This is a genomic window from Sporosarcina sp. Marseille-Q4063 (assembly GCF_018309085.1).
Taxonomy (GTDB): Bacteria; Bacillota; Bacilli; order Bacillales_A; family Planococcaceae; genus Sporosarcina.
In genome coordinates this window covers 2,790,921-2,814,765 of the sequence record NZ_CP070502.1, presented here as the reverse complement: position 1 = coordinate 2,814,765, position 23,845 = coordinate 2,790,921, and the positions used below count along the sequence as shown (strand labels likewise).

Sequence of the window (23,845 nt, the reverse complement as noted above, 5' to 3'; positions counted from 1 at the left end):
AGTGGAGGGCGAAGACTCCCGCGGAATCAGCGAGACAGCCGAGACCCTGGACTGAGCACAGCGAAGGAAGCGGCTCGGCGCTCGCCCGCAGGAAAGCATAAGTGCGAAAGAGAAGACCGCTCTTTCATTGCCCGCAACGGAAATCAACGGTCTACCACATTTATCAACCGATACTCACTCCGGCGTTACATCAGTAAACGTCCCTACATAACGTATGACGTCCCCAGAATCATCCTTCACTGCGCTAATCGACAACAGCTCCAAATATTCCTCGCCGCTTTTTCGTTTATTCCATAGCTTGCCTTGCCACAAACCTTCCCGTCCAATTTGCCCCCACATCGTCGTGTAAAATTCTGGGGACTGCCTGCCAGTACTTCGAAAGTTCGGATTTCTACCGATAACTTCTTCTTCTGTAAATCCAGTCAATCTTGTAAATGCTGGGTTAACCTTTTCAATCGTCCCAGTTGGATCCGTTACGACGATTCCTTGACCAGTCGAATCGAATACATCCGCTGCGACATGCAATCTATCCATATAATACAACCAGATAACCAGCACAAGGCTGACAAGCGCAACTTGTGAAAACGCCATAAAGCCGATCGAGTAAGATCCCGTCATTGAATAAACAATAGATAAGAGAAGCGGCGGGAAAAATCCACCCAAACCACCCATCATCGATACAATTCCGTTAACAATACCCGCTTGCTTATTAAAATACATCGGCACTAATTTAAAAATAAGCCCGTTTCCTGCACCCGCACAAACTGCGATAATCATGCTTCCCACTGTATACAAACCGATTGACGGTGAAAATGCGAGAACAACCGCAGCACCCGTCAAACCCGCGAAAGCGACCATGAGCAAGTTAAGCGGCGGGAACTTATCCCCGAGCCACCCGCCAATTGGACGGCAAAATGTTGCAACTGCTATGAAACCTGCCGTACGCATACCCGCATCTACTTTTTCGATTCCAAAGTAGGTTACTAGGAAGTTTGGCAAGAAAACCGTAAATGCAACGAACGCACCAAATGTGATGAAGTAAAACAATGAGAAAAACCAAAGCTTTTCATTTTTATAAACGCTTTTAATTTGCTCGCCAATTGGAGTTACTACTTTGACTTCTTGTTTATCGCCAAAGAAGAAGTTCAAAGCTGCGAAGATCAGTAGTAAAATCATGTAAAGTTTAACCGTCATCGACCAACCGACTTGTGTTGCAATCACCGGGGCCGCAAATGTTGATACAGCGGTTCCTAAGTTACCAATTCCGTAAATCCCGTTGACAAGCCCGTGTTTTTCTTTCGGAAAATATTTCGGCAACGAAGTAACGCCGACCGAAAACACCGCTCCCCCGATTCCGAGGAATGTTCCTCCAATAATAAGATCGAGCATTGAAGATGCTGCACTTATGTAAAAGACGGGGAATAATAAAAGAATGAAACTAATTAAAAATATTAATCTAGCACCGATAAGATTCGCATAATAACCAAACGGAATTCTGAGAACCGATCCAAGTATGATTGGAACCGCAGTCACCAATGCTAATTTTTCTGCCGGAATCGTTATGTCTTCCACAATAAACGGCATTAATGAAGAGATGAGAACCCAAACCATAAATCCAACCATGCAGTTCAATGTTTGTAATGGTACCTGTACTTTTTTTATCAACCAAACCACCTACTCTATCTGTCAGTATTGAGCGATCCGTATTGACTGATTGCCTATTATAAGTATAAAGGGGTAACCATGTTTTTATTAATAGGGGAAATCCCTAAACCTATAAGGGAAATGCCTTACTTTATATAATCGGCGTGTACAATTGTTCATATAATTTGTCTTGCTCTTCAATCCGCAAAATATTATCGACCATCGGAAATAAAATCGACTCTTCCTTTACAAAATGAACAGTAATCACTTCAAAAGCTTCCGCTGCATCATTCACTACTTTTTTCATTTCTTCCATTGTTAAATGACTGACATCTCCGAGTGTATGGTGGAGAAAATGTCCAATGTATGCGTCAATTTCTTCATGCTCTTCTTCTGTCGCAGTTACAGGTCCCTGCTCACTTCCGACGTATTTTTCTAGCATTGGAAATAGATACTCTTCTTCTTTATCTGTATGATTTTTCAACGGTTCAATAAAATCAATAATAAGTTTTCTTAGTGACTGTAATGCTTCATGACCTTCTTCAACAGTGTAGATATCCCGCTGGAATGCAAGCACAATCGTGTGCCAACCATCCATCACATACGATAAGTATTGATGTTCATTTTCCAACACACGCAGTGCGGGAAGGTCAAATTTAAATCTCTTTGTTTCAGCCATGAAAAACGCACCTCTCCTTTAAAAGTCCAACAGCTTTTTTCGTAGCGCATATTCAATAAGTTCAGGTCGACTTTTCAAATTAAGTTTTTCCATAATACGAGACTTATGCGCTTCTACCGTTTTAACGGAAATAAACAATTTTTCGGCAATATCTTTATTCCCATAACCTTTTGCCGCCAAAGGAAGAACTTCAAGTTCTCGTTTCGTCAATATTTTAAACGGGTCGTCTTCCGGACCAATCGTGTCATGTTTAATAAATTCACGAACGAGCGATGTTGCCATTGAAGGGTGAATATACGTATCCCCATTGTAAACCGTGCGCACTGCGGATAATAACTCTTCATCTGGTGCATTTTTTAAAATGTATCCCGCAGCGCCATTTTTCAGTACGTGAAATAAATACTCCTCATCGTCATGCATGGTCAGAATCAGAATTTTAGTATCAGGGAAATCCTCATGAATTTTCCCAGTCGCAATGAGCCCGCTTTCACCGGGTGGCATACTTAGATCCATCAACAAAACGTCTGGACGATGTTTTGCTACTTTTGCATAGGCTTCAAGCCCATCAGCGGCAGTCGCGACAACTTCCATATCATGCTGGAAATTTAAAATATGCATAAAACCGCTACGAACAACTGCATGGTCATCCGCGATAATTATTTTCACGCTTTCTCTCCTTCTTTCACCACTGTAGTTTCAAGTGGTATTTTCAAATATACAGCTGTTCCCTTTCCAATTTCTGCTTGAATGGATAACTGGCCTTCTACTAATTCGGCGCGTTCTCGCATGCCGTAAAGCCCAAGACCCGTTCCGATTGAGGTTCGTGAGTTTAAATCGAAGCCAATTCCATTATCCGTAACAGCCAAATTAAGATGATCCGACTCTTCAAATAGTCGCACTGTAATTACGTCCACACCGGCATATTTCACTGCGTTAAATACAGATTCTTGGCAGATGCGATAAACGACAGTTTCAATTTCACCTTCATACCTTTTCGCCTGCAATTCAGCTGTAAATTCAATGACAATCCCATAGTTTTTTTCAATCCATTTAAAATGTGTTCTAAAGGCGGCCTCAAGCCCAAGATCATCTAATGTAGCGGGTCGTAATTCGACAGACAAAAATCGAATATCTTCGAGTAATCGCATGAGTGAACCTTCTGTTTGTTGAACCTTCTTGAGCACATCTTGATTAATGTCCATATATTTGAGAACTCTCAAGTCGACCAGCGAACTTAGCATTTCCTGCGCTACGCTGTCATGCAGTTCCCGTGAAATACGCTTTCGCTCATCTTCTTGTGCTTTAATAACGCTTTTCGTCATCGTCTTTTCATTTAGTTCGGCTTGCGTCTTGAACTGCTTTGTCAAATCGCGAAGCATAAATACACGAATTCCATTTTCTTCATCAATTGTTTGAAAACTTGCCGTATACGGTGTAATTCCCTTGCCTCTTGTATCTAAATAAACTTGGAATGAACTAAAATCATCCTGCGGGCTTACTAAATAACAAGACTGGCAAGTTATTAAATCTTGCTCATTTGTATAACCTTTACAAGACATACAAAAAGCATTTTGTTCACCTTCTGCCATTCGACTTAATACATCCGAATCCAGGATCAGTTTTGCGGATTCATTCATCGCTATGACATGTCCTTTTGGATTAAAAAAGAAGATGGCTTCAGCAGAATTATCGTACATTTTCATCAACAAATCCGTTAATTGAAAACTCCCGAGTTTCACTTCACCATCTCCTTATTGTAGTAGGGACCGAATCTTGAGCCTATTGTTTCTTTGAATTTTTTAAAAACTTCTTCTGTCAGTACTTTATCATCACGAAAAGCCACCAAAAGCACACCTTTGACGCGGTTATATTTATAAAGTGGAATTGCCCCGAAACTTGTTAGCTTTTCGGCAACAATAATTGGATAATTAAACAATTCCCCTTCATCAATCAAACTTTTAACATCGCTCATAAGCAGCGGCTTGCCTGTTTTCAGCACAGCGCCCGCGACGCCTTTGCCCGTTTGTAAAGTGAGCCGTTTATAGCGATTGCTTTTATTACCTGTTACATATTCCCATTTGCTCGTAAAACGTCTTTCTGCTGGATGAACAAGTGCCAAAGCAACGAGGTCAAAATCGAATGCCTTTCTGATCTGTTCTATTTCCAGTTGAAAGTTGAATGTTTGTTGTTCGTTCATCGTGTCTTACTCCCTATAAGAAAAAGGCAGTTACGCCTTTTTTCCGTTGTAATTACTTCTTGGTGTCTCTTCTATATATAATATAGCTTCTTCCAACGTAATTCAAAGGTACGCTCCATACGTGAACGAGTCTTGTAAAGGGCCACATCGCGAAGATGAGAAAGCCTGATAAGATGTGCAACTGAAATGCCACCGGGACACCTGACATAAAGCTTGCTTCGGGCCGGAAGATGAGTAGCGACCTGAACCAAATCGAAATCGAATCACGATAATCGAAATCAGGTTGCGTGACACTTGTCCCGATTACACTGTACATGCCAATAAAAACAATAAAGAGAAGTAACGAGTTAACAATTAAATCGGATGCCGATGATAATTTGCGGACATTGCTAATCGCAAAGCGTCTCCATGTTAAAATAAGCATGCCGAGGAAAGTGACGACTCCGAAAAAACCGCCGCCCCAAATCGCGCCCATATGATACATATGATCACTTATCCCGAGAGCGCGCGTCCATTCTTTCGGGATCCCCAGACCAGCGACATGTCCGGCAATAACCGGGATTATCCCGATGTGGAATAATAAACTACCAATCATCAACTGCTTCTTTTCAATAAATTCACTTGATTTTGCTGTCCATCCAAACTGATCGTTTCGCCACCTAAATATATGGCCGACAATAAATACCGCCATGCAAATATAGGGGAAAATAACCCATAAAAATTGATCACTCATTGGCTTGTGCCTCCTGACGAATACAAGACTTGAAAGTTTCCCTCATTCCTCTTATTAAATAAAAGTAGGGACTATTATGTTTCTCAAGCGCTTTTAATAAATGATACGAACCATCTTCCATCACAGCTAGAAGCATTCCGAAACTTTGTGGTGCTCGGTCATCACCAATCCACTCCGCTGCATAGATAAATTCACACATAAGCGGCAAAAAGTCGGATAATTCTCCTGCGGGCATATTGAGTCCGAACATTTCATAAAGAACCTTCAACTTTGCAAGCATTTGTCCTCGGTCTTTTGCATCTTCATATTTTACATAGGTCATGAACAGTGTCGTTTCCTTCTGGAAATCAAATGTGTATGTATACATTTCCTGAATCTCATCGAAACTGAACTCATGCATTAAATCCCAATACTTCTTAATATCCGCATATGCCGGATGGGAAGAGTCAATTGACTCTTCCAAAACCGACGGATGATAAGTTGATTTATCGGGGTACGTAAGTTGATTTGCAAAGAAGCCGAATGCTTGTTTTTCTTCATACAGCCTCTCTAAATCAATCACGCCAAATCCCCCCGTAGAAGTTTTCTTCATAAATTTGTTTGCCTGTTTTTGCTGGTTCTACTGGCCCGCATCCATCACAACTGCCGTCTTCGATACTAATTGGCGCTGCATAACTGTATGGACTTTGCGTTTTACCCATACTGTAATCGCCCATTTCTTCATATCCTGTTGAACCTTGTGAACGGTAAGCGTTCATATGGCCTTCTTTATGGGATGTCGGGATGACAAAACGATCTTCGTATTTTGCAATTGCGAGCAGTCGATACATTTGTTTCGTCTGATGCGCTGATAAACCCACGCGTTCGAGACGTGCTTCATCAAAATCTTTTCCGGATGAAACTGCACGCATATAGGACCTCATCATCGCCATGCGTTGCAATGCTTTTTTCACCGTTTCTGTATCCCCGGCTGTCAGCATATTGGCCAAGTATTGAATCGGTATCCGCATTTCCTCAATTGCTGGAAAAATCATGTCCGGATTTTTTATTGAATCTCTTCCCTCAAAATAATTCATGATCGGGCTAAGCGGCGGAACATACCAAACCATCGGAAGCGTACGGTATTCCGGGTGTAACGGAAACGCAAGCTTATACTCGATTGCCAGTTTATAAACAGGCGAGTTTTGAGCCGCTTCAATCCATTCTTCCGATATCCCATCTTTTCTCGCTTGTTCAATTACTTCAGGATCACTTGGATCAAGGAATAAATCACATTGCGCTTTGTATAGATCTTTTGGATCTGGTGTTGAAGCCGCTTCAAGTACACGGTCTGCATCATATAAAAGGACGCCCAGATAACGAATTCGACCTGTACATGTTTCAGAACAAACTGTCGGTAAACCAGATTCAATACGCGGGAAACAGAATGTGCATTTCTCCGCTTTATTTGTTTTCCAGTTGAAGTAAACTTTTTTGTACGGGCAACCAGTCATGCAATAACGCCAGCCGCGACATGCCTCTTGGTCGACAAGAACAATCCCGTCTTCCTCGCGTTTGTACATCGCACCTGATGGGCATGATGCGACACAGCTCGGATTTAGGCAGTGTTCGCATAGTCTTGGTAAATACATCATAAATGCTTGTTCGAAGTTGAATTTAATTTCTTCTTCAATTTTTTCGATATTCGGGTCTTTCGGACCTGTGATATGTGCACCCGCTAATTGGTCTTCCCAGTTAGGGCCCCATTCTAAATCCATATATTCCCCCGTGACAACGGATTTCGCACGCGCTACAGGTGTATGTTCGCTATCGCCTGCCATCGTGAGTTTCTCATAATCGTATGTCCAAGGTTCATAGTAATCTTTCATTTCTGGCATATCAGGGTTGTAAAAAATCTTCCCTAGGGCAATCTTTGATAATTTGGAGCCCGATTTCAATTCGAGTTTCCCTTTTTTATTGACCTGCCAGCCGCCTTTGTAAAGTTCTTGGTCTTCCCATCTCTTTGGATAACCAATGCCCGGCTTTGTTTCGACGTTGTTGAACCACATATATTCCGCGCCTTCACGGTTTGTCCATGTCGTTTTACATGTGACGCTGCATGTGTGGCATCCGATACATTTGTCTAGATTCATAACCATTGCTACTTGCGCTTTAATTTTCAAGCCAGTTTACCTCCTTCATCTTGCGAACTGCGACGTAAACATCTCGCTGATTTCCAATTGGTCCATAATAGTTGAATCCATAACTGAGTTGCGCATATCCGCCGACCATTTGCGTCGGTTTCATGTGAATACGTGTTGGTGCGTTATGGCTTCCGCCTCGTTCGTCCGTAATTTCTGACCCTGGAACTTGGATATGTTTATCTTGAGCATGGTACATAAACATTGTTCCTTTCGGCATTCTGTGACTGACAACGGCACGTGCTGTGACAACACCATTTCGGTTGTATACTTCAAGCCATTGGTTGTCATCGATATCATGTTCAGCTGCGTCCACATCCGAAATCCAAACGGTTGGTCCCCCGCGGAATAGTGTGAGCATATGCTGGTTATCTTGATACGTTGAGTGGATATTCCACTTGCCGTGCGGTGTTAAATATCGTAATACGAGCGAATCTTGTCCTCCGATAATTTGTTTATCCCGCGGTCCGAATACCATTGGCGGTAGCGTCGGCTTGTAAACAGGTAACGCTTCTCCGAAATCTAGGAATAACTCGTGGTCGATATAGAAATGTTGTCGACCTGTCAGCGTTCTGAACGGGACAAGTCGTTCGATGTTCGTCGTAAATGGTGAATAACGACGCCCTAGTTTATTCGATCCAGAGAATACTGGCGTCGGAATTACTTCGCGCGGTTGCGCGGTGATGCTCGCGAATGTAAATCGTTCAGCAGCTCGGTCAGCTGAGATGTCTTTTAACTCCACGCCTGTATCTTCTTCAGCAGCAGCAAATGCTTTTTGGGAAACCCGGCCATTTGTTGCCGAAGATAGTGTCAGCATCGCTTCAGCCGCATGTTTTGCAGTGTGAAGTTTCGGCAAGCCGTTTTTAATCGTTTCGTCGAAATAAGTGCCGTTAATGCCTTTCATTTGTTCATATTCGTCCGCAACGGAGAAATTCACCCCATGCGCGCCGACTTTTCCGGTTGAAAGTAAAGGCCCGAGTGTGACGTATTTATCGTATACTTTCGTGTAATCACGTTCGACAATCGTCATTCCTGGCATCGTTTTCCCTGGAATTGCTTCAACTTCGCCTTTTTTCCAATCTTTCACTTCGCCGTACGGTTGTGCAATTTCCTGAACTGAATCATGCGCGAGCGGCGTTGTGACCAAGTCTTTGTAAACACCTGGTAGGTGAACCTTCGCCATCTCAGAGAAAGTTTCTGCCAACGATCTATAAATATCCCAGTCAGATCTTGATTCCCATAATGGGTCTACAGCCGGATTGAATGGATGGACGAATGGGTGCATATCCGTTGATGACAGGTCGTGTTTTTCATACCAAGTTGCTGCTGGCAGAACCACATCCGCATACATCGGTGTTGCTGTCATTCGGAAATCAAGCGCAACGAGTAAATCCAGTTTCCCTTCCACTTCGTCTCGCCATGCCATTTCCTCAGGTTTCAATTCATCATTCACCGTTGCAAGCAGGCCGTCAGAAGCTCCGAATAAGTGTTTCATGAAATATTCTTGACCTTTTGCGGAACTGGATACTAAGTTTGAACGCCAGACGAACAATGAGCGCGGGAAGTTTTCAGGTGCGCCTGGGTCTTCAGCTGCAAATTGAATTTCACCAGATTTTATTTGCTCCAATGTATGGGCGACAATTTCTTCAGTTGACGTTTTTCCTTCTTTTGCTGCTTCTTCTGCAAAGACAAGACTGTTTTTATTAAATTGAGGATAAGATGGCAACCATCCAAGTCGTGCAGCTAGAACATTATAATCTGCTGGATGCTCATAACGCGGCTTGCCTTCTGTCGGCGACATTAATAGGTCAGCGCCCATTTCTTCGTATTTCCATTGGTCAGTTGCGAAATAGAAATAAGAAGTCGCGTTTTGAAGTCGAGGCGGCGCTTGCCAATCTCGTGCGAATGCAATTGTGCTCCATCCTTCAATCGGACGACATTTTTCTTGGCCGACATAATGCGCCCATCCGCCGCCGTTCACGCCTTGCGAAGCTGTCAGAGTCACTAAGTTTAAAATAGCGCGGTAAATGGTATCACTATTAAACCAGTGGTTAATCCCTGCGCCCATGATAATCATGGAACGGCCGCCTGTATCCAGCGCATTTTGCGCGAATTCACGGGCGATTTGCGTGACAAGTTCAGGTTTCACATTCGTGATTTTCTCTTGCCAAGCAGGTGTATAAAATGATTCTGCATCATCGTAACCGGATGCTTCAAGTTCGCTACCGATTCGATTAATACCGTATTGACTTAGCATTAAATCGTGAACAGTCGTCACAAGACGTTCTGTACCATCAGCCATCAATACTTTTTTCGCTGGGATTGGACGTTTGAATGTTCCATTTGCAACATTATCAAAGTACGGGAATACAATTTCTTCCCAATCCGCCCCGTGTTCAGCAATCGATAGTGCTGGTTCTACGCGTGTTCCATCTTCATTATCGAGAATGAGATTCCATTTCGCGTCTTCTTCCCAACGCTGCCCCATCGTTCCGTTCGGCACAATGATTTCATTGGTCGCTTCGTCGTAAATGACCGGTTTCCATTCTGCGTGTTCCGAATCACTTCCGAGATCGCTTGCGCGAAGAAAACGACCGGCTTTATATGAATCTTCAAATCTATCTAATGTAATTAAGAATGGCATATCCGTATATTGCTTCGCGTAATTAAGGAACATCGGCTCTTGTCGTTTTTGATAAAACTCATCGAGAATAACATGCGTCATTGCTTGTGCCACTGCAGCATCTGAACCCGGATCCGCTGCAATCCAGTCATCTGCGTGGACAACACTTTCCGCATAATCCGGCGCGACCGAAACAACTTTCGTTCCTTTGTAGCGAACTTCAGTTAAGAAATGAGCGTCCGGCGTTCTTGTCAGCGGTACGTTTGAACCCCACATAATGATATAACCGGAGTTGTACCAGTCACTGGATTCCGGAACATCCGTCTGTTCGCCCCAAATCTGCGGGGAAGACGGTGGTAAATCCGCATACCAGTCATAGAAGCTGAGCATTTCTCCACCAATTAAAGATAGAAATCTAGCTCCAGACGCGTAACTGACCATCGACATCGCTGGAATCGGTGTGAAACCGGCAATTCGGTCAGGTCCATACTTTTGAATTGTGTGGATTAGTTGTGCGGAAATGAGCATTGTTGCATCACGCCAATTAACGCGAACGTGTCCGCCTTTTCCACGGGCTTTTTTATATTCAACTGCTTTTTCAGGATCATCGACGATGCTTGCCCATGCTTTTACAGGATCTTTAAATTCTGATAAAGCTTGGCCCCACATACGCCATAATTTCCCTCGTATGTATGGATACTTCACTCGTAGCGGACTGTATTCGTACCATGAAAATGATGCACCACGAGGACATCCGCGCGGTTCGAATTCCGGCATATCAGGTCCGCATGAAGGATAGTCGATTTGCTGATTTTCCCATGTGATAATGCCGTTTTTCACGAAAACTTTCCAACTGCATGATCCTGTACAGTTAACGCCGTGTGTTGTTCGTACTACCTTGTCATGAGACCAACGTTGACGGTACATGTTTTCCCAATCACGACTTTTTTCTTCTAAGATAGTCCAGTTTCCAGAGAAACGTTCGATCGGTTTAAAAAAATTCAATCCAAAATTTTTCTTTTTCTGTTTTTGCATCGAAACAAACAACTCCTTTTTGAATGACTACTCTAATGACAAGAAACAATAAGCTCATTCATCTACCTTTTATTATAAAGAGGTGAGGGGCTATCTTCCTATTAGGGTTTGTCCTATTTCTTATAGGGAATACCCTCAATTCGACAAAGTATGCAGTTTTCGATAAGATAACTGAAAATTGCCTACCCACTACTATAGTGGATAGGCAATTTTTATATGCTTAGATTTCAGCCCGGACTCGGTCGAACAGGATATTGTTTTCGAGGTGTACATGATTGAAAGTCTCTTTTTCTAATTTCTCCAAACGTGCATACACGAGCCGGTATGTTCCGCAAGCACCTTCCGGAGGTGTAAAGTCATTCGTGATTTCTCTCAGTTCGTGTAGTAACTTACCAGCATTTTCATGTTCCTCTTCAAGTTCGAAAACATAAGGTTTCAACTTTTCTTTTAACTCATCTGTCGGATTGTCGAGAAATTCCATAATTAGCGGGAACACATTTCTATCTTCATCTTCCGTATGTTCAAGAAGTTCAATTCTTAGCTCATTAAATAGATCCGCTAACCGAAGCAGATGCGGATGATTTCCTCCGTGCACGCCCATAACTCTTGTTACATACGGCTCCAATGAAGGCAATTCTTCACGTAAACTTTGATGATAATTTTCTTGGATGTAGGCGATCAGCGTTTTATTTCCAAAAGTAGATGGATGCGTGCCCCCACGATTATCATGTGTCTTTTGCATCGAAGTAATCTCTTCGTAGACGATATCTGGTTGAATTCCTTTTTCTTCAGCCGCTTCTAGTAACGATACTTTCCCACCACAGCAAAAGTCGATCCGGTGTTTCCTAAATATATCAGCTGACCATGGAACCGCAGTCACAATATCAGCCACATTCATATCCATCGAAATTGTTGCCATTAATAATTCCTCCTCTATTTTATTCAAGTCAATTGGTTAAACTTATTGTCGGGCGGTACCCCATCAGGGAATATACCTAATTTACAGAAGATATCGGTTATTGGGAAGTCACCCTTTAGGATTAACCCGTTGTCTATATAATAGAAGAGATTATAATGGTCGGCTATGATATAAATCACAGTTTGGTGGGTTTGTTGAATAAAAAACAGCGCATCGTCTAAGCGTAACCCGTTCAGTTGAGTGGTACAAAACATCAATTAAACACACTATTAGAGTCCAAATTCGCATATGAATTGGACTCTTTCCTTTTACCTATGTATCAACGTTTGTGAATGAAACACACCTATTTTAGACACCTTACTGACAAGCCTATTAGCAGGGTTACAATTTCTATTGTAGATCTGCTAATGTAAGTGTTAATACCACTGTTAATTTGTGTGTTAAAACACAATATTACATTTCGTTATCCCAATAAAAAAAGGACCATAAGGCCCTTTTTTACTTTTACTATTCCACAATCGCGCCCTTTTCTTGAATAAATCACTAGAACTGGGGCAAAACGCTTAAAACATCATTGATCCAGCAAAATAACCAATACCATATCCAACTAAAATTATCGTAAAGCCACTTATGACATAAATACTTGCTCTGATAAATTCACTCTGTTCATTAACTTTTCCAAGTATAGTTTTCATATCGTCGTTCCCCCTTTCCAACAATCTAGCCCAAATATGTATAGTAGGCACGGTGATTGCTCTATTATCGCGCCTTATTCTGGAGTTTTTTCACTTCCCGATTTATGCTTGCAAGTCTCATATAATCCAAATATACTTTCAGCAATAAAAACGATCCCTAATATTAAGTAAATCGGTACTTTGCCAGTATCATTCCACGCTGCAATACCTGCAATAATTAAACATATGGCAAAAACAAGTATAATTAAAGGAAATACTAGCTTAAACCATTTATACCTCTTATTTTCATCCACTGTATCTATACTCGTTTTAAAGTATTGTTCAATTAAATGGCCCGTTTGTTGAATATTGAATATATATACGTCCTACTGTTATCGTACCATATTTACCACAAAAAACCTTTTTAAAGATGAAAAAAAGCACCGCTAATTGATTGCGATGCTAATTGTTGTTCTAGTTCGATGTTATTTCGCTTGTTATTTCAACTTTTGTACCAGTGAACTGAACGGGTTAGTCTAAGCGATGTGCTGTTTTTTTATCTGTGTTGAAATTGTTGTATTGTCTGCGATCGAGTTCCGCGTAATCGGGTTCGAAGTCCTCTCTTGGCCCGGCGAAGTCCGCGCATTTGACAAAGTCAGCTCTTCACCGCTTGAAGTGCGCGCAATCACTTTCGAAGTCCTCCCCTTCTCCGGCGAAATCCGCGCAATTCACGAAATCAGTCCTTCACCGCTTGAACTCCGCGCAATCCCCTTCGAAATCCTCCTACACGAAAAAATAAAAACCTACAAATCATCAAACCCATTCAAATCACTAGTTTTCACATACTGCCTTGAGGCTTGTTCAAAGAAATCTGTTTTTGTGTCATCGAAACTATCCACGTAGGCTTTGATCCATCTCATGGGGTTGTCAGTAAACTCGGGATAGATTTCGTCGAGCCCGAGCATGCGCAGCATTTTATTGGCTCGGTATTTGATGTAACCTTCCATTTCTTCGAGGTCGATTCCGTCAATATCAGCTAACACATACCGACTCCACGCGACTTCTTGCTCGACGGAGTGTCGGAACTGATCATAAATCCATTCCGTGAACTCGTCCGTATTGTATTCTGGGTTTTCTGCTAAGGCTGCACGGAATATGTCGCTAATTGCTTTTCCATGCTCTAACTCATCGCGGTTAATATACGACACCATTGTCGATGTTCCGACCATTTTCTGATTGCGTGCTAAATTGTAAAAGAATGCGAAGCCGCTATAGAAAAATAATCCTTCAAGCAAAGTCGTGTATACCATCGCTTTTAAAGCCGATTCAATCGTTGGCCTTTCTGCGAATTCATTGTATACGTTGACGATGCGTTCATTTCTGCGCATCAAAACTTCATCAGTTCGCCCCATTTCAAATGAAGCGATTTGCTTATCTAATGTCGTTACAGATGAAAGCACATAGGCATAACTGTGATTATGTTCACTTTCCTGATCTGCAATTGTCGCCATTAATGATTTGACGGAGGGGTCGGTTGTGAAATGTGAAAGCTTCAATGCGATATCCGTTTGCGGTCCATCTAGCGTTGCTAATAAGCCAATGATTTTCAAGAAAGCATCTTGTTCAGGTCGGGTCAACGTTGGAAACTGCTTGACGTCTTGCGTCATATCGACTTCATTGGCCGTCCAAAATAATGAACGTATTTGTTGTCTTAATTTATAAAAGTGGGGATGAGCAAGGTCATTCCAATTTAGAATTCCACTTGCTTTCCCGCCGAAAATAGCTGTTGATTTGTTTGGGTTTGCTGGATTTAATACTTTTACTCGTGTTAGTGTGACCATTGTTTGATTACCCCTTCCGTCCAATTGATTACATCGGTTTCTTGCGTTCCTCTTGGACTTTGTTCGATTTTTAGCGGTGCATAGTTTGACTCGTAAAATCGTGCTAGCTTTACTGCAGCGCTGCAAAATAATGCATCTCCGCCGAATTGCGTATCGCCTGTTCCAAAAACGTAAACATTCGGTGGTTTATAGCCAACTTCCGCCACGAAATCTTTTACTTCATCGGGAGTCGCGCCCTTGTCCCATGTGAATGATCCAATTATGAGCGCATCATAATCATTTACGTTGGGAAGTGGGCCCGTCCCGATTCTGTATCGAGTTACGTCCATATTTGATTTCAATAAATTCTCTTCAATAAGTTCCGCAACTTCCTCTGTGTTTCCGCTCCAAGTTGCATAGGCGATTAAGAATGACACCATTCACACTCCGCAATATCAGTGGCGCTTGAACGCGTGTAATAAGTTGTCTTCATCCCTGATTTCCATGCTTGAATATGCAGGTCTAGTAAAACGGAAGCACGAATTGTATTCGGAACGTAAATATTGAAGGAAATCGCTTGGTCGATATGGCGCTGCCTTGCTGCGTTTTGTTTAACGGACCAACGCTGGTCGACAATATATGCAGAACGGCGATAAATGTCATACGTATTATGATCCAAATCCGGCGCCACTGTCGGCAACTTATAATCCTTTTTCTCCTCATGGAAAAACGGTTTAAAAATCGGATCGATCGATGCTGTCGAGCCCGCGAGTAATGATGTGGAAGAATTTGGTGCGACGGCCATCAAATAACCATTTCGCATGCCATTCATCGCAACTTCGAAACGCAGTTCACGCCATTTTTTTGAGTCATATCCTTTGTTAGTAAAGTAGTCCCCTGTCTGCCAGTCCGATCCTTCGAATAAAGGATAAGCCCCTTTTTCTTTTGATAATTCCATTGAAGCTGAAATGGTCAGGTAAGCAATCCTTTCATATAATTCATCAGCGTAATCTACAGCTTCATTTGATTCCCACTGAATATTTTTCAGCGCAAGTAAATGATGCCAACCGAATGTACCTAGTCCGATTCCACGGTATCTGGAATTTGTTCGTGCTGCTTGTACGACAGGGATTTTATTCAGATCAATGACGTTATCGAGCATGCGTACTTGAATTTTGATTAACCGTTCTATTACATTCGCTGGAACTGCACGCCCAAGGTTAATGGAAGACAGGTTACAAACGACAAAATCGCCTGGTTTTGAACGGGTGACGACGATATCATCTTCGAGTGTGACGGATTCGAATTCTGTCGCGCTCTGATTTTGGGCGATTTCTGAACATAAATTCGATGAATAAATCATACCTTCGTGTTTATTCGCATTCGCACGATTCACTTCATCACGGTAAAACATGAACGGCACGCCAGTTTCCAGTTGACTGCGTAAAATACGCTTCATTAAGTCAATCGCAGGTACCGTTTCCCGACTGAGTTCCGGATGATTTATGCATTCAGCATACTTTTCACGGAATGAACCTTCACCGCGTTTTTCATCGTACGAATCTTCCAGTGAATAGCCCATGACTTCTCGCACTTCATGCGGATCAAACAGATGCCAATCCCCGCGCGCTTCGACTTGTTCCATATATAAATCTGGCAAACAAACGCCTGTGAAAATATCATGCGCACGCATGCGCTCGTCCCCGTTGTTGAGTTTCAAATCGAGGAACGTGAAAATATCTTTGTGGAAAACGTCTAGGTAAACAGCAATCGCACCTTGTCTTTGACCCAGCTGATCGACACTCACCGCAGTGTTATTCAATTGTTTAATCCATGGCAGCACACCGCTTGATGCACCTTTAAATCCGCGAATCGAGGAGCCGCGACTTCTCACTTTCCCCATATAAACACCGATGCCTCCGCCGTATTTCGACAAATTGGCGATATCTGTATTGCTGTCGTAAATACCTTGCAAAGAATCGTCGACCGTGTCGATAAAGCAACTCGACAACTGACCATGCGGCTTTCCAGCATTCGACAATGTCGGCGTTGCAACGGTCATATATAAGTTACTCATCGCCCAGTAGGATTCCGATACTTTTTCATTACGGTTTTCGGTTTCATCCTGCATGAGCGTCATAGCGATGATAAGCCAGCGTTCTTGTGGAAGTTCCACCGGTTTTTTAGTGAAATCAACCGCAACGTAACGATCCATTAACGTTTTCAATCCGATATAGGTAAATAGCTTGTCTCGCTCAGGATCGATAACATGGCCAAGATGATTTAAGTCTTCTTCTGAATATTTTTCAGTTAAAACTGGCGTGTATAAACCTTTTTCTACTAAACTTTTCACATGGCCAGCAAAATCAACATAGACCGATTGACCACGCCGACCTTCTTCGTAAGCATAGACTTCTTGGAGGTAAATTCTTGCAGCGACAAACGTCCAATACGTTTCGTCTTCTGCAACAAAACTGATTGCTTCAAGCACCATCGCTTTTGACCAATCAGCATACCTTCCCTCTGGATGTCTTTCTTTCCAACGTTCACTCACTTTAAGTAATGGCGCTATTTTCTGTTCGCCAAACTCGTTTTGCAATTCATGTAGCAGTTGATCGATTTGTGGTGTTTTAATTTGTGTTGTCATGTTATTCCGTCTCCTCCCAGTTATATAAATATGTCTAGCTACAGTGGCCAGACGTTCGAGTCGCTTTCAGTCCTGCAGTTAAAGGCACAAAGCGCCTTTAACTTCAGGCCTTCCAGCGCTTGTCACGTCTAAGCAGGCCACTTCCGCTTTTCGACAAAAAAAGCGATAGGTCCGCCTCTTCGGCAGAGCTATCGCTCATGGATTTTTTAAGTTGGAAACAGAATGGGACCTTATGTATATTCTTCTAGAGTTAGAAGATAGACGGAAGGAAACCCGCTCGCTTCCACCTCTCAACCCCCGAAGAAAGTGTCGCTTGACGATGAAAGGCAGGTCTCCTGGCTTACGCATCATTCTTCCGCCAAAGCCTTCCCACGGATTTCTCCACAGTGGCTCTTTTCGGCGGTCGTCCGCGTTTACAGTTGCGGGGACAGCTCCGGATTATCCGGATTCCCTTTTAAACCGATTAAAGAAGAATTGAACTTTATTCTTCCTACTGAGAAGAATTGAACTTCATTCTTCCTACGGTACCATTCCATCGTTAAGTACTATATGTTGTGTTCTATTCACTACACATACCCTAACATATGGTGTTTTAATCGTAAAGAGGTAAAAAGTTTTTCGTGTGCAAATCAATCACTTATCAACATATCCACAGGTTGTTTATCCACAATCGGTTAATTGTCAACATACTCTTTGATGCCATAGAAATAATAGTTATTAACACATAAAAAATTGTTCATATTATTTTTTATGCAGAAAGTCCTTCTACATTTCGCCTTCCCGACAATAAAAATAGTCACTTTGACAATTATAGTTGTCAATTTGACTATTAAAGCATACAATTGGAAGTATAAGGAGGAAATACAATGGCAATATTGCTTAATCGCTTGAAAGAATTACGTGCTAGAGATGGATTAAGTCAAACCGAGTTAGCTACATTAACCGATTCCTCAAGACAAACAATCAGTTTAATCGAAAGAGGCGATTATTTACCGTCAATTTTAATTGCGATGAAAATCGCGAAAGTATTCCAACTACCTGTGGATGAAGTATTTTCAATAGAGGAGGAAGAGAAATGAGGAAAAGGAAAGGTTCACTAACCCTTTTTACGGCTATTGGGATTGCGTTTATTTTTGGCTTGATTGTTATATTATGGGATGCGCTTGGCCCAATTGTACCATTCGAAAAAGAGTTGATGGCTTTTATAATGCTCGCTATATTATTTGTCATGTCCATTCGTATTGGCTTGATCTGGAACAAAGCAGACGCAAAGGAAAGTCCAGGATTCAACATTGATGAACTCGATGCAAGAAAAGAAAAAATTGCTCATAAGTTTGTAGGCTCTACTTCTTTATTGTTAATCGTTGGAGCTACCTGTTCTTTTATCGCTGGACTAGCATGGAACTTAGGCGATAACCTACTTGCGAGTGTAATTGTCACTTCATTCTTATCTATCTTCATTTTTGCGACCTATGCCCAATTTAAAGCGGTTAGTTACCATAATAAATATAGCCCCGCAGCATTCGTGAACTTGAAACGACTAGACGGTTACAAAGAAATTTTCGAAAATCTGGATGAAGGAGAAAAGTTTGAGCACTATCGCGTTGCGTATAAATCCTTTTATGCCATGAATTTAATCTTTCCCGTTACACTTCTCATTCTATTTTTTGTCTCCATCGCTTCCAGTCCACAGTACGTAGCACTCTTGGTTGTCGGTATACTTTGGTTTATCATGTATATAATTTACTACCGTGAAGGTGCTAAATCGCATTCAAACTAAATTCTCATAGTATATTTTTTTGAACAAGTGAGTTTATAGAAAAGACTAATAACTATATTGACACCCATGCAAATGCTTGCTATAGTCAACTACAACATCTTGGATGAAGAGAGTAGCAAATTTTTCTTTTTAAGCGAGCTAGGGACGGTGAAAGCCTGGCAAAGGAAGTTTGTGAACCGCACTTCGGAGATGCTTTTCTGAATTCATTTAAGAAAAGTCGGTGTCTCGCCGTTATGAGAAAGTGGCCCATCACGGGCAAGTTGAGTGGTACCGCGGAAGTTATGCTTTCGCCTCATTTATTTGAGGCGGGGCTTTTTTTATTGACAAAAAGGAGGAATTTGAGATGAAAACAGAGGTTTTGCATGCGTTGCAACAATTTAGTCCGATTCCTTTGAATGAAAATATGTTAGAACGACCCGTGCATGCACATATGGGCGATTTAGCATTGCCCTGCTTCCCATTTGCAAAGAATTTAAGAAAATCACCTGTTAGTATTGCGGATGAAATTGCAAAGTCGATCAAGCATCCACTTATCCACAAAGCTGAAGCTGTGAACGGTTATGTGAATATCTTTCTGAACCGTTCACAAATCACTAGTTCCCTACTCCAAACAATCCAAGAGCAATCTAGATCCTACGGGTCATCCAACATTGGAAAAAACGGGGTCGTGACAATTGATATGTCTTCCCCAAACATTGCGAAACCGTTCTCTATGGGACATTTACGCTCCACGGTCATTGGGAATTCGATTTCTTTATTGCTTGAAAAGAATGGCTACAAAACCGTGAAAATAAATTACATCGGTGATTGGGGAACACAGTTTGGCAAGCTGCTAACAGCTTATCAACAATGTGGGAATGAACTAGAAGTACGACAAGCCCCGATTCAAACGCTGTTAAAGCTATACATTCAATTCCACGAAAAAGCAGAGCAAGATGATTCGTTGAATGACCAGGGAAGAGCGGCTTTTAAAGCATTGGAGGACGGCAATCCCGAAGCGCTTGCCTTATGGGATTGGTTCAAATCGGAATCATTGAAGGAGTTTCAACGCATTTATGATTTACTCGGCGTGAAATTCGATTCCTATAACGGCGAAGCTTATTATAACGATAAAATGGAACCGATTGTTGATATGTTGAATGAAAAGGGCTTGTTGAAAGAATCAGATGGCGCTTTGGTCGTGGAATTGGGAGATGATATGCCACCTTGTCTGATTAAAAAATCAGACGGGGCGACGCTGTATGCCACCCGCGATTTGACTGCAGCAATCGACAGAAAAAAGAATTACGATTTCGTAAAATCCATCTATGTCGTCGGAAATGAACAAAGTCTGCACTTTACACAATTCAAAAAGGTACTCGAAAAGATGGATTATGAATGGTCGAAAGATATTCAACATGTACCTTTCGGGCTCATTTTGAAAGACGGAAAAAAGATGTCGACACGTAAAGGGAAAATCGTCTTGTTGGAAGAAGTTTTAAAAGATGCAATCTCGCTGGCACAATCAACGATTGAAGCAAAAAATCCCAATTTGGAAAATAAAATGGAAATTGCTGAAACTATTGGTGTTGGCGCTATTATTTTCAGCGATTTGAAACAGCATCGAAAACATGATATCGAGTTTGACCTTGAGACAATGCTTCAAACTGAAGGCGAAACTGGGCCCTACGTGCAATATACTTTCGCCCGTGCTAATTCAGTGTTAAGAAAGTCCGGGGAAACAAGCTCTTATACCGTGAACAAAGTAAATGATTTCGAGTGGGAAATCGTTAAATCTCTAGAACAGTTCCCTCAAATCATCCAACATTCCGCTAAAGAATTAGATCCTTCAATCATTGCGAAGTACGCCGTCGATCTCGCACAGGCTTTCAACTCGTTTTATGGAAACATCCATGTGCTTACCGATTCGAAAAACAAACCTTATAGAATCGCACTTATCAGAAGCACGACAATTATCTTAAAGGAAGCGCTTCGACTTTTGGGAATGAAAGCACCGGAAGAGATGTAAATAAAATCTAAAAACCTGTATCGCAATTTTTTAAGTTGCGATACAGGCTTGATTTCAAATTATCTGTTGTTATTGTTGTTGTTATTATTTCGGTTATTGTTACGATTGTTTTTATCATTGTTGTTATTATTGTTATTGTTGTTGTTTGGGTTTAGATCAAGAAAATCATCACCAAACTCTAAGTTTTTGTCTTGATTGTTGTTCTGGTTGTTACGGTTATTTCGGTTATTGCGGTCGTTTTGGTCCTGGCGATTACGATTGTTGTTGTCCATGATTGGTTTCACCCCTTTAAAGTTTGTTAAGTGAATGCCCCACCTACAATTTATATCTTGTCCCCAAGTTGAAAAAAAATCCTCTTTTTTAGTTTCCAAGTTTAACCGTTTCTTTCTAAACATACTTTCCATGGTCAGGAACGGCAATTTTGTCAAATTCTTCAACAAGTTGGTGTAAACTATTCGTTAACAATTGGCCAGTCATCGTAATCCCATGACCTGTAATGGCGACGGCTGGTTGTAAAGCTTCCAATTTTTTTACTGATTCAAAAGCCGCCTCCCAGTCAGTCGTTAAATATCTAGGCGGCCCGCTAATTTCTTGTTCTTGTGTAAAGACTTTATAAAGGTATTCCTGTTTTACAGTTACAAACGCATCGCCAGCGATTAAGGCTTTATCTTCTTCTCTAAAAAATGAAACATGTCCAGGAGTGTGCCCAGGCGTATGAATCCAACGAAATTTCGGCAAATGCGGAACACTTCCGTCTGCAGGAAGTGGTAGAATCGTATTTCCCAAGTTGATGGGCTCAATTGGAAACATAGCAGACATTTTTGACACCATGCCGCCTTCGACCGTTGTATCCGGTTTTGGATAACTTGTTTTTCCCGTTAAGAAAGGCATCTCTAATTCATGCGCATAAACAGGAACATTCCAATGTTCGATCAACTCGATAATCGAGCCGACATGATCGAAATGCCCATGCGTTAAAATGATGGCTTGGGGTCGACTATTTTCACCAAAGCGTTTTTCAGCAACAGAAATAATCTCCTTAGCCGAATGTGGCATGCCTGCATCTATTAACACAAAATTAGTTGCATCGGCATTTCCCACCAAACATATATTTACAATTTGAATGGTATGGCAATATAAATCTGGCAATACCTCAGTTCCTACTCCGCTTTCAAGCGATGTCGCCGGAATGTATTTAAAATCCTCGCCGTACGATAATTGATTTTGCAAAAAAACACCTCCACTAGTTATTGATATGTTTTGCTTGAATGCAAAAAATATACTTTTCCAGTGAAGGTGTTTTATTCGAATAAATGTATTAAAAATTGTTTTTCGCTAAAGGTAATTATAGTTTTGAAATTCTGTCTTTCACTTTGGCATCTTCCCAGCATTCGGCATTTTTCAAACCTGGAATCGAGCTTGCTTTAAATACCGGATTCAAGCCTTTACGTCGTTGGGCAGAGAAGTCGTCCAACACTTTAAACGCAACTTTTCCTAGTACCGCAATTACAATCAAGTTCAAGACCGCCATGACCCCCATGAATAAATCCGCCATGTTCCAAACGAGGCTCACTTTCGCCATCGCGCCGAACATGACCATAGCAAGGACAAAGACACGGTAAACAGTCATCCATGATTTACTTGCTTTTATGAATTCAATATTCGTTTCGCCGTAATAATAATTTCCGATGATCGAACTGAAAGCAAAAAACATGATCGCAATGGCAACAAAATAAGGAGCCCATGAACCAACATGAACGGCCATGGAAGCCTGCGTTAATATAATGCCACTTTGCTCGCCTGTCGTATAAAGGCCAGCCAAAATGATGATGAATGCAGTCGCTGAACAAATCATGATCGTATCAAAAAATACGCCTAAACTTTGGACAAGTCCTTGTTTCGCCGGGTGGGAAACATTCGCCGTAGCTGCCGCGTTCGGCACACTACCCATTCCAGCTTCGTTTGAAAATAGGCCTCGACGTATTCCTTGCATCATAGCTACGCCGATTCCGCCTCCGACGACTTCCTTAATGCCAAAAGCATGTTCAATAATCAACATAAAGACAGCGGGAATTTCTGTAATGTTAACAATGACAACATAGGAGGCAATCAGCAAATAAAAAATTGCCATTATCGGGACAATTAACTCCGTCACTTTAACAATTCGTTTCACGCCGCCGAAAATAATGACCGCCGTCAATAACACCAAGGCCAGACCGACTACCCAGTCTGGCAGACCGAAAACATCCATAAATGATTGGCTAATTGTATTCGATTGGACCGCATTAAATATAAATCCAAAACAAAGCGTTAATAAAATAGCAAAGACAATTCCTAGTTTGCGGTATCCGAGCGCTTTCTGCATGTAATAGGCAGGCCCTCCACGGAACGTATCGCCATCCTTCACTTTATACACTTGCGCCAGCGTACTTTCAATAAAAGCCGTAGCCATTCCGATGATTGCGATCATCCACATCCAAAAGACCGCTCCCGGACCACCGATTCCAATTGCAAGCGCTACGCCCGTCACATTCCCCGTGCCTACTCGTGAAGCAGCGCTAATGGTAAACGCTTGAAATGGAGAAACCCCATCGTTACTTTCTTTTTTCTCAAAGATCAGTCGGAACATTTCTTTGAACAACCGAATTTGCACGAATTTGGTGCGAATCGTGAAATAAACACCGATTATTAATAGAAAACCAATCAGTACATACGTCCATAAAAAATCATTTGCCGGACCGACCAACCAGTTAAGCGCGTCCATTACCATATGCAACAAATCCTCTCACCAAAATTTCCACTTAAACATCTTAATACACTCATTCCCTCAAAAGATAGAAAAAACACTTCATTTCACATGTTTTTTATTAGTTGAAAAAATCGTACTGATTGGATAATTTCATTCC

General features: G+C 41.8%; 21 protein-coding genes, 1 riboswitch and 1 other annotated feature. Of the genes, 3 read left to right on the top strand and 18 right to left on the bottom strand.

Translation table 11 applies throughout. The features are described from left to right. Positions 1-174: 174 nt before the first annotated feature. From JSQ81_RS14580 to JSQ81_RS14515, 15 genes are all read right to left on the bottom strand, one after another. On the bottom strand, positions 175-1,665 hold the full coding sequence (locus JSQ81_RS14580) for a nitrate/nitrite transporter (RefSeq protein ID WP_212604745.1): 1,491 nt from the start codon (positions 1,663-1,665) through the stop codon (positions 175-177). Between the two features lie 130 nt (positions 1,666-1,795). Then, positions 1,796-2,323 (bottom strand): hemerythrin domain-containing protein, encoded by a 528-nt coding sequence (locus JSQ81_RS14575; RefSeq protein WP_212604744.1) that lies wholly within the window; start codon positions 2,321-2,323, stop codon positions 1,796-1,798. Between the two features lie 18 nt (positions 2,324-2,341). After that, the gene (locus JSQ81_RS14570; RefSeq protein ID WP_212604743.1) at positions 2,342-2,989 is read right to left on the bottom strand and encodes a response regulator; all 648 of its coding nucleotides are present in this window, start codon (positions 2,987-2,989) and stop codon (positions 2,342-2,344) included. After that, on the bottom strand, positions 2,986-4,026 hold the full coding sequence (locus tag JSQ81_RS14565) for a sensor histidine kinase (RefSeq protein WP_212607680.1): 1,041 nt from the start codon (positions 4,024-4,026) through the stop codon (positions 2,986-2,988). Before JSQ81_RS14565 ends, JSQ81_RS14570 begins: the two co-directional genes overlap by 4 nt. 32 nt (positions 4,027-4,058) lie before the next feature. Then, the gene (locus tag JSQ81_RS14560; RefSeq protein WP_212604742.1) at positions 4,059-4,520 is read right to left on the bottom strand and encodes a GAF domain-containing protein; all 462 of its coding nucleotides are present in this window, start codon (positions 4,518-4,520) and stop codon (positions 4,059-4,061) included. Between the two features lie 52 nt (positions 4,521-4,572). Further along, positions 4,573-5,253, bottom strand: a complete 681-nt coding sequence (narI, locus tag JSQ81_RS14555; protein ID WP_212604741.1) for a respiratory nitrate reductase subunit gamma — start codon at positions 5,251-5,253, stop codon at positions 4,573-4,575. Next, positions 5,246-5,815, bottom strand: coding sequence for a nitrate reductase molybdenum cofactor assembly chaperone (locus JSQ81_RS14550; RefSeq protein ID WP_212604740.1), 570 nt, complete (start codon positions 5,813-5,815; stop codon positions 5,246-5,248). Before JSQ81_RS14550 ends, narI begins: the two co-directional genes overlap by 8 nt. After that, entirely contained in the window at positions 5,808-7,415 is a 1,608-nt protein-coding gene (narH, locus tag JSQ81_RS14545; RefSeq protein ID WP_212604739.1) for a nitrate reductase subunit beta, read from the bottom strand. The genes JSQ81_RS14550 and narH overlap by 8 nt, the downstream gene beginning before the upstream one ends. Then, a complete protein-coding gene (locus JSQ81_RS14540) occupies positions 7,405-11,091 on the bottom strand; it encodes a nitrate reductase subunit alpha (protein ID WP_212604738.1) in 3,687 nt (1,228 codons plus the stop codon). Before JSQ81_RS14540 ends, narH begins: the two co-directional genes overlap by 11 nt. Before the next feature lie 220 nt (positions 11,092-11,311). After that, a complete protein-coding gene (gene ric / locus JSQ81_RS14535; RefSeq protein ID WP_212604737.1) occupies positions 11,312-12,010 on the bottom strand; it encodes an iron-sulfur cluster repair di-iron protein in 699 nt (232 codons plus the stop codon). A gap of 563 nt (positions 12,011-12,573) precedes the next feature. Beyond that, positions 12,574-12,705 (bottom strand): hypothetical protein, encoded by a 132-nt coding sequence (locus tag JSQ81_RS20120; RefSeq protein ID WP_256437713.1) that lies wholly within the window; start codon positions 12,703-12,705, stop codon positions 12,574-12,576. Positions 12,706-12,779: 74 nt separating this feature from the next. Then, on the bottom strand, positions 12,780-12,998 hold the full coding sequence (locus JSQ81_RS14530) for a hypothetical protein (RefSeq protein WP_212604736.1): 219 nt from the start codon (positions 12,996-12,998) through the stop codon (positions 12,780-12,782). Between the two features lie 489 nt (positions 12,999-13,487). Then, positions 13,488-14,525 (bottom strand): ribonucleotide-diphosphate reductase subunit beta, encoded by a 1,038-nt coding sequence (locus tag JSQ81_RS14525; protein ID WP_212604735.1) that lies wholly within the window; start codon positions 14,523-14,525, stop codon positions 13,488-13,490. Continuing rightward, positions 14,513-14,944 (bottom strand): flavodoxin, encoded by a 432-nt coding sequence (locus tag JSQ81_RS14520; RefSeq protein WP_212604734.1) that lies wholly within the window; start codon positions 14,942-14,944, stop codon positions 14,513-14,515. Before JSQ81_RS14520 ends, JSQ81_RS14525 begins: the two co-directional genes overlap by 13 nt. Continuing rightward, a complete protein-coding gene (locus JSQ81_RS14515) occupies positions 14,929-17,151 on the bottom strand; it encodes a ribonucleoside-diphosphate reductase subunit alpha (RefSeq protein ID WP_212604733.1) in 2,223 nt (740 codons plus the stop codon). Before JSQ81_RS14515 ends, JSQ81_RS14520 begins: the two co-directional genes overlap by 16 nt. A 307-nt stretch (positions 17,152-17,458) precedes the next feature. Next, positions 17,459-17,649: riboswitch (cobalamin riboswitch) on the bottom strand. A 368-nt stretch (positions 17,650-18,017) separates the two neighbouring features. On the opposite strand from JSQ81_RS14515, the gene JSQ81_RS14510 reads away from it, so the two are divergent. The 3 genes from JSQ81_RS14510 to argS all read left to right on the top strand — a co-directional run bounded on the left by JSQ81_RS14510 (position 18,018) and on the right by argS (position 20,939). After that, a complete protein-coding gene (locus JSQ81_RS14510; protein ID WP_371812414.1) occupies positions 18,018-18,230 on the top strand; it encodes a helix-turn-helix transcriptional regulator in 213 nt (70 codons plus the stop codon). Continuing rightward, the gene (locus JSQ81_RS14505) at positions 18,227-18,931 is read left to right on the top strand and encodes a DUF3169 family protein (protein WP_212604732.1); all 705 of its coding nucleotides are present in this window, start codon (positions 18,227-18,229) and stop codon (positions 18,929-18,931) included. The genes JSQ81_RS14510 and JSQ81_RS14505 overlap by 4 nt, the downstream gene beginning before the upstream one ends. A gap of 91 nt (positions 18,932-19,022) precedes the next feature. Continuing rightward, positions 19,023-19,229 (top strand) — a binding site (T-box leader). 45 nt (positions 19,230-19,274) lie between these two features. After that, positions 19,275-20,939: an arginine--tRNA ligase gene (argS, locus tag JSQ81_RS14500; protein WP_212604731.1), complete on the top strand. Its 1,665-nt coding sequence runs from the start codon at positions 19,275-19,277 to the stop codon at positions 20,937-20,939. A gap of 59 nt (positions 20,940-20,998) precedes the next feature. On the opposite strand, the gene JSQ81_RS14495 is transcribed toward argS, so the two are convergent. From JSQ81_RS14495 to JSQ81_RS14485, 3 genes are all read right to left on the bottom strand, one after another. Continuing rightward, positions 20,999-21,310 carry a hypothetical protein gene (locus tag JSQ81_RS14495; protein ID WP_212604730.1) on the bottom strand — a complete coding sequence of 104 codons (312 nt, stop codon included), beginning with the start codon at positions 21,308-21,310 and terminating at the stop codon, positions 20,999-21,001. Positions 21,311-21,326: 16 nt separating this feature from the next. Further along, positions 21,327-22,169, bottom strand: a complete 843-nt coding sequence (locus JSQ81_RS14490; RefSeq protein WP_212604729.1) for an MBL fold metallo-hydrolase — start codon at positions 22,167-22,169, stop codon at positions 21,327-21,329. 115 nt (positions 22,170-22,284) lie between these two features. Then, the gene (locus JSQ81_RS14485; RefSeq protein ID WP_371812550.1) at positions 22,285-23,709 is read right to left on the bottom strand and encodes an alanine/glycine:cation symporter family protein; all 1,425 of its coding nucleotides are present in this window, start codon (positions 23,707-23,709) and stop codon (positions 22,285-22,287) included. Positions 23,710-23,845: the final 136 nt, after the last annotated feature.

Bases quoted from the DNA above. Each gene is read 5' to 3' on its own strand.
- JSQ81_RS14575 (WP_212604744.1), bottom strand. From the start codon at position 2,323: ATGGCTGAAACAAAGAGATTTAAATTTGACCTTCCCGCACTGCGTGTG.
- JSQ81_RS14565 (WP_212607680.1), bottom strand. From the start codon at position 4,026: ATGAAAATGTACGATAATTCTGCTGAAGCCATCTTCTTTTTTAATCCA.
- JSQ81_RS14560 (WP_212604742.1), bottom strand. From the start codon at position 4,520: ATGAACGAACAACAAACATTCAACTTTCAACTGGAAATAGAACAGATC.
- narI (WP_212604741.1), bottom strand. From the start codon at position 5,253: ATGAGTGATCAATTTTTATGGGTTATTTTCCCCTATATTTGCATGGCG.
- JSQ81_RS14540 (WP_212604738.1), bottom strand. From the start codon at position 11,091: ATGCAAAAACAGAAAAAGAAAAATTTTGGATTGAATTTTTTTAAACCG.
- ric (WP_212604737.1), bottom strand. From the start codon at position 12,010: ATGGCAACAATTTCGATGGATATGAATGTGGCTGATATTGTGACTGCG.
- JSQ81_RS20120 (WP_256437713.1), bottom strand. From the start codon at position 12,705: ATGAAAACTATACTTGGAAAAGTTAATGAACAGAGTGAATTTATCAGA.
- JSQ81_RS14525 (WP_212604735.1), bottom strand. From the start codon at position 14,525: ATGGTCACACTAACACGAGTAAAAGTATTAAATCCAGCAAACCCAAAC.
- JSQ81_RS14520 (WP_212604734.1), bottom strand. From the start codon at position 14,944: ATGGTGTCATTCTTAATCGCCTATGCAACTTGGAGCGGAAACACAGAG.
- JSQ81_RS14515 (WP_212604733.1), bottom strand. From the start codon at position 17,151: ATGACAACACAAATTAAAACACCACAAATCGATCAACTGCTACATGAA.
- JSQ81_RS14510 (WP_371812414.1), top strand. From the start codon at position 18,018: ATGGCAATATTGCTTAATCGCTTGAAAGAATTACGTGCTAGAGATGGA.
- JSQ81_RS14505 (WP_212604732.1), top strand. From the start codon at position 18,227: ATGAGGAAAAGGAAAGGTTCACTAACCCTTTTTACGGCTATTGGGATT.
- argS (WP_212604731.1), top strand. From the start codon at position 19,275: ATGAAAACAGAGGTTTTGCATGCGTTGCAACAATTTAGTCCGATTCCT.
- JSQ81_RS14485 (WP_371812550.1), bottom strand. From the start codon at position 23,709: ATGGTAATGGACGCGCTTAACTGGTTGGTCGGTCCGGCAAATGATTTT.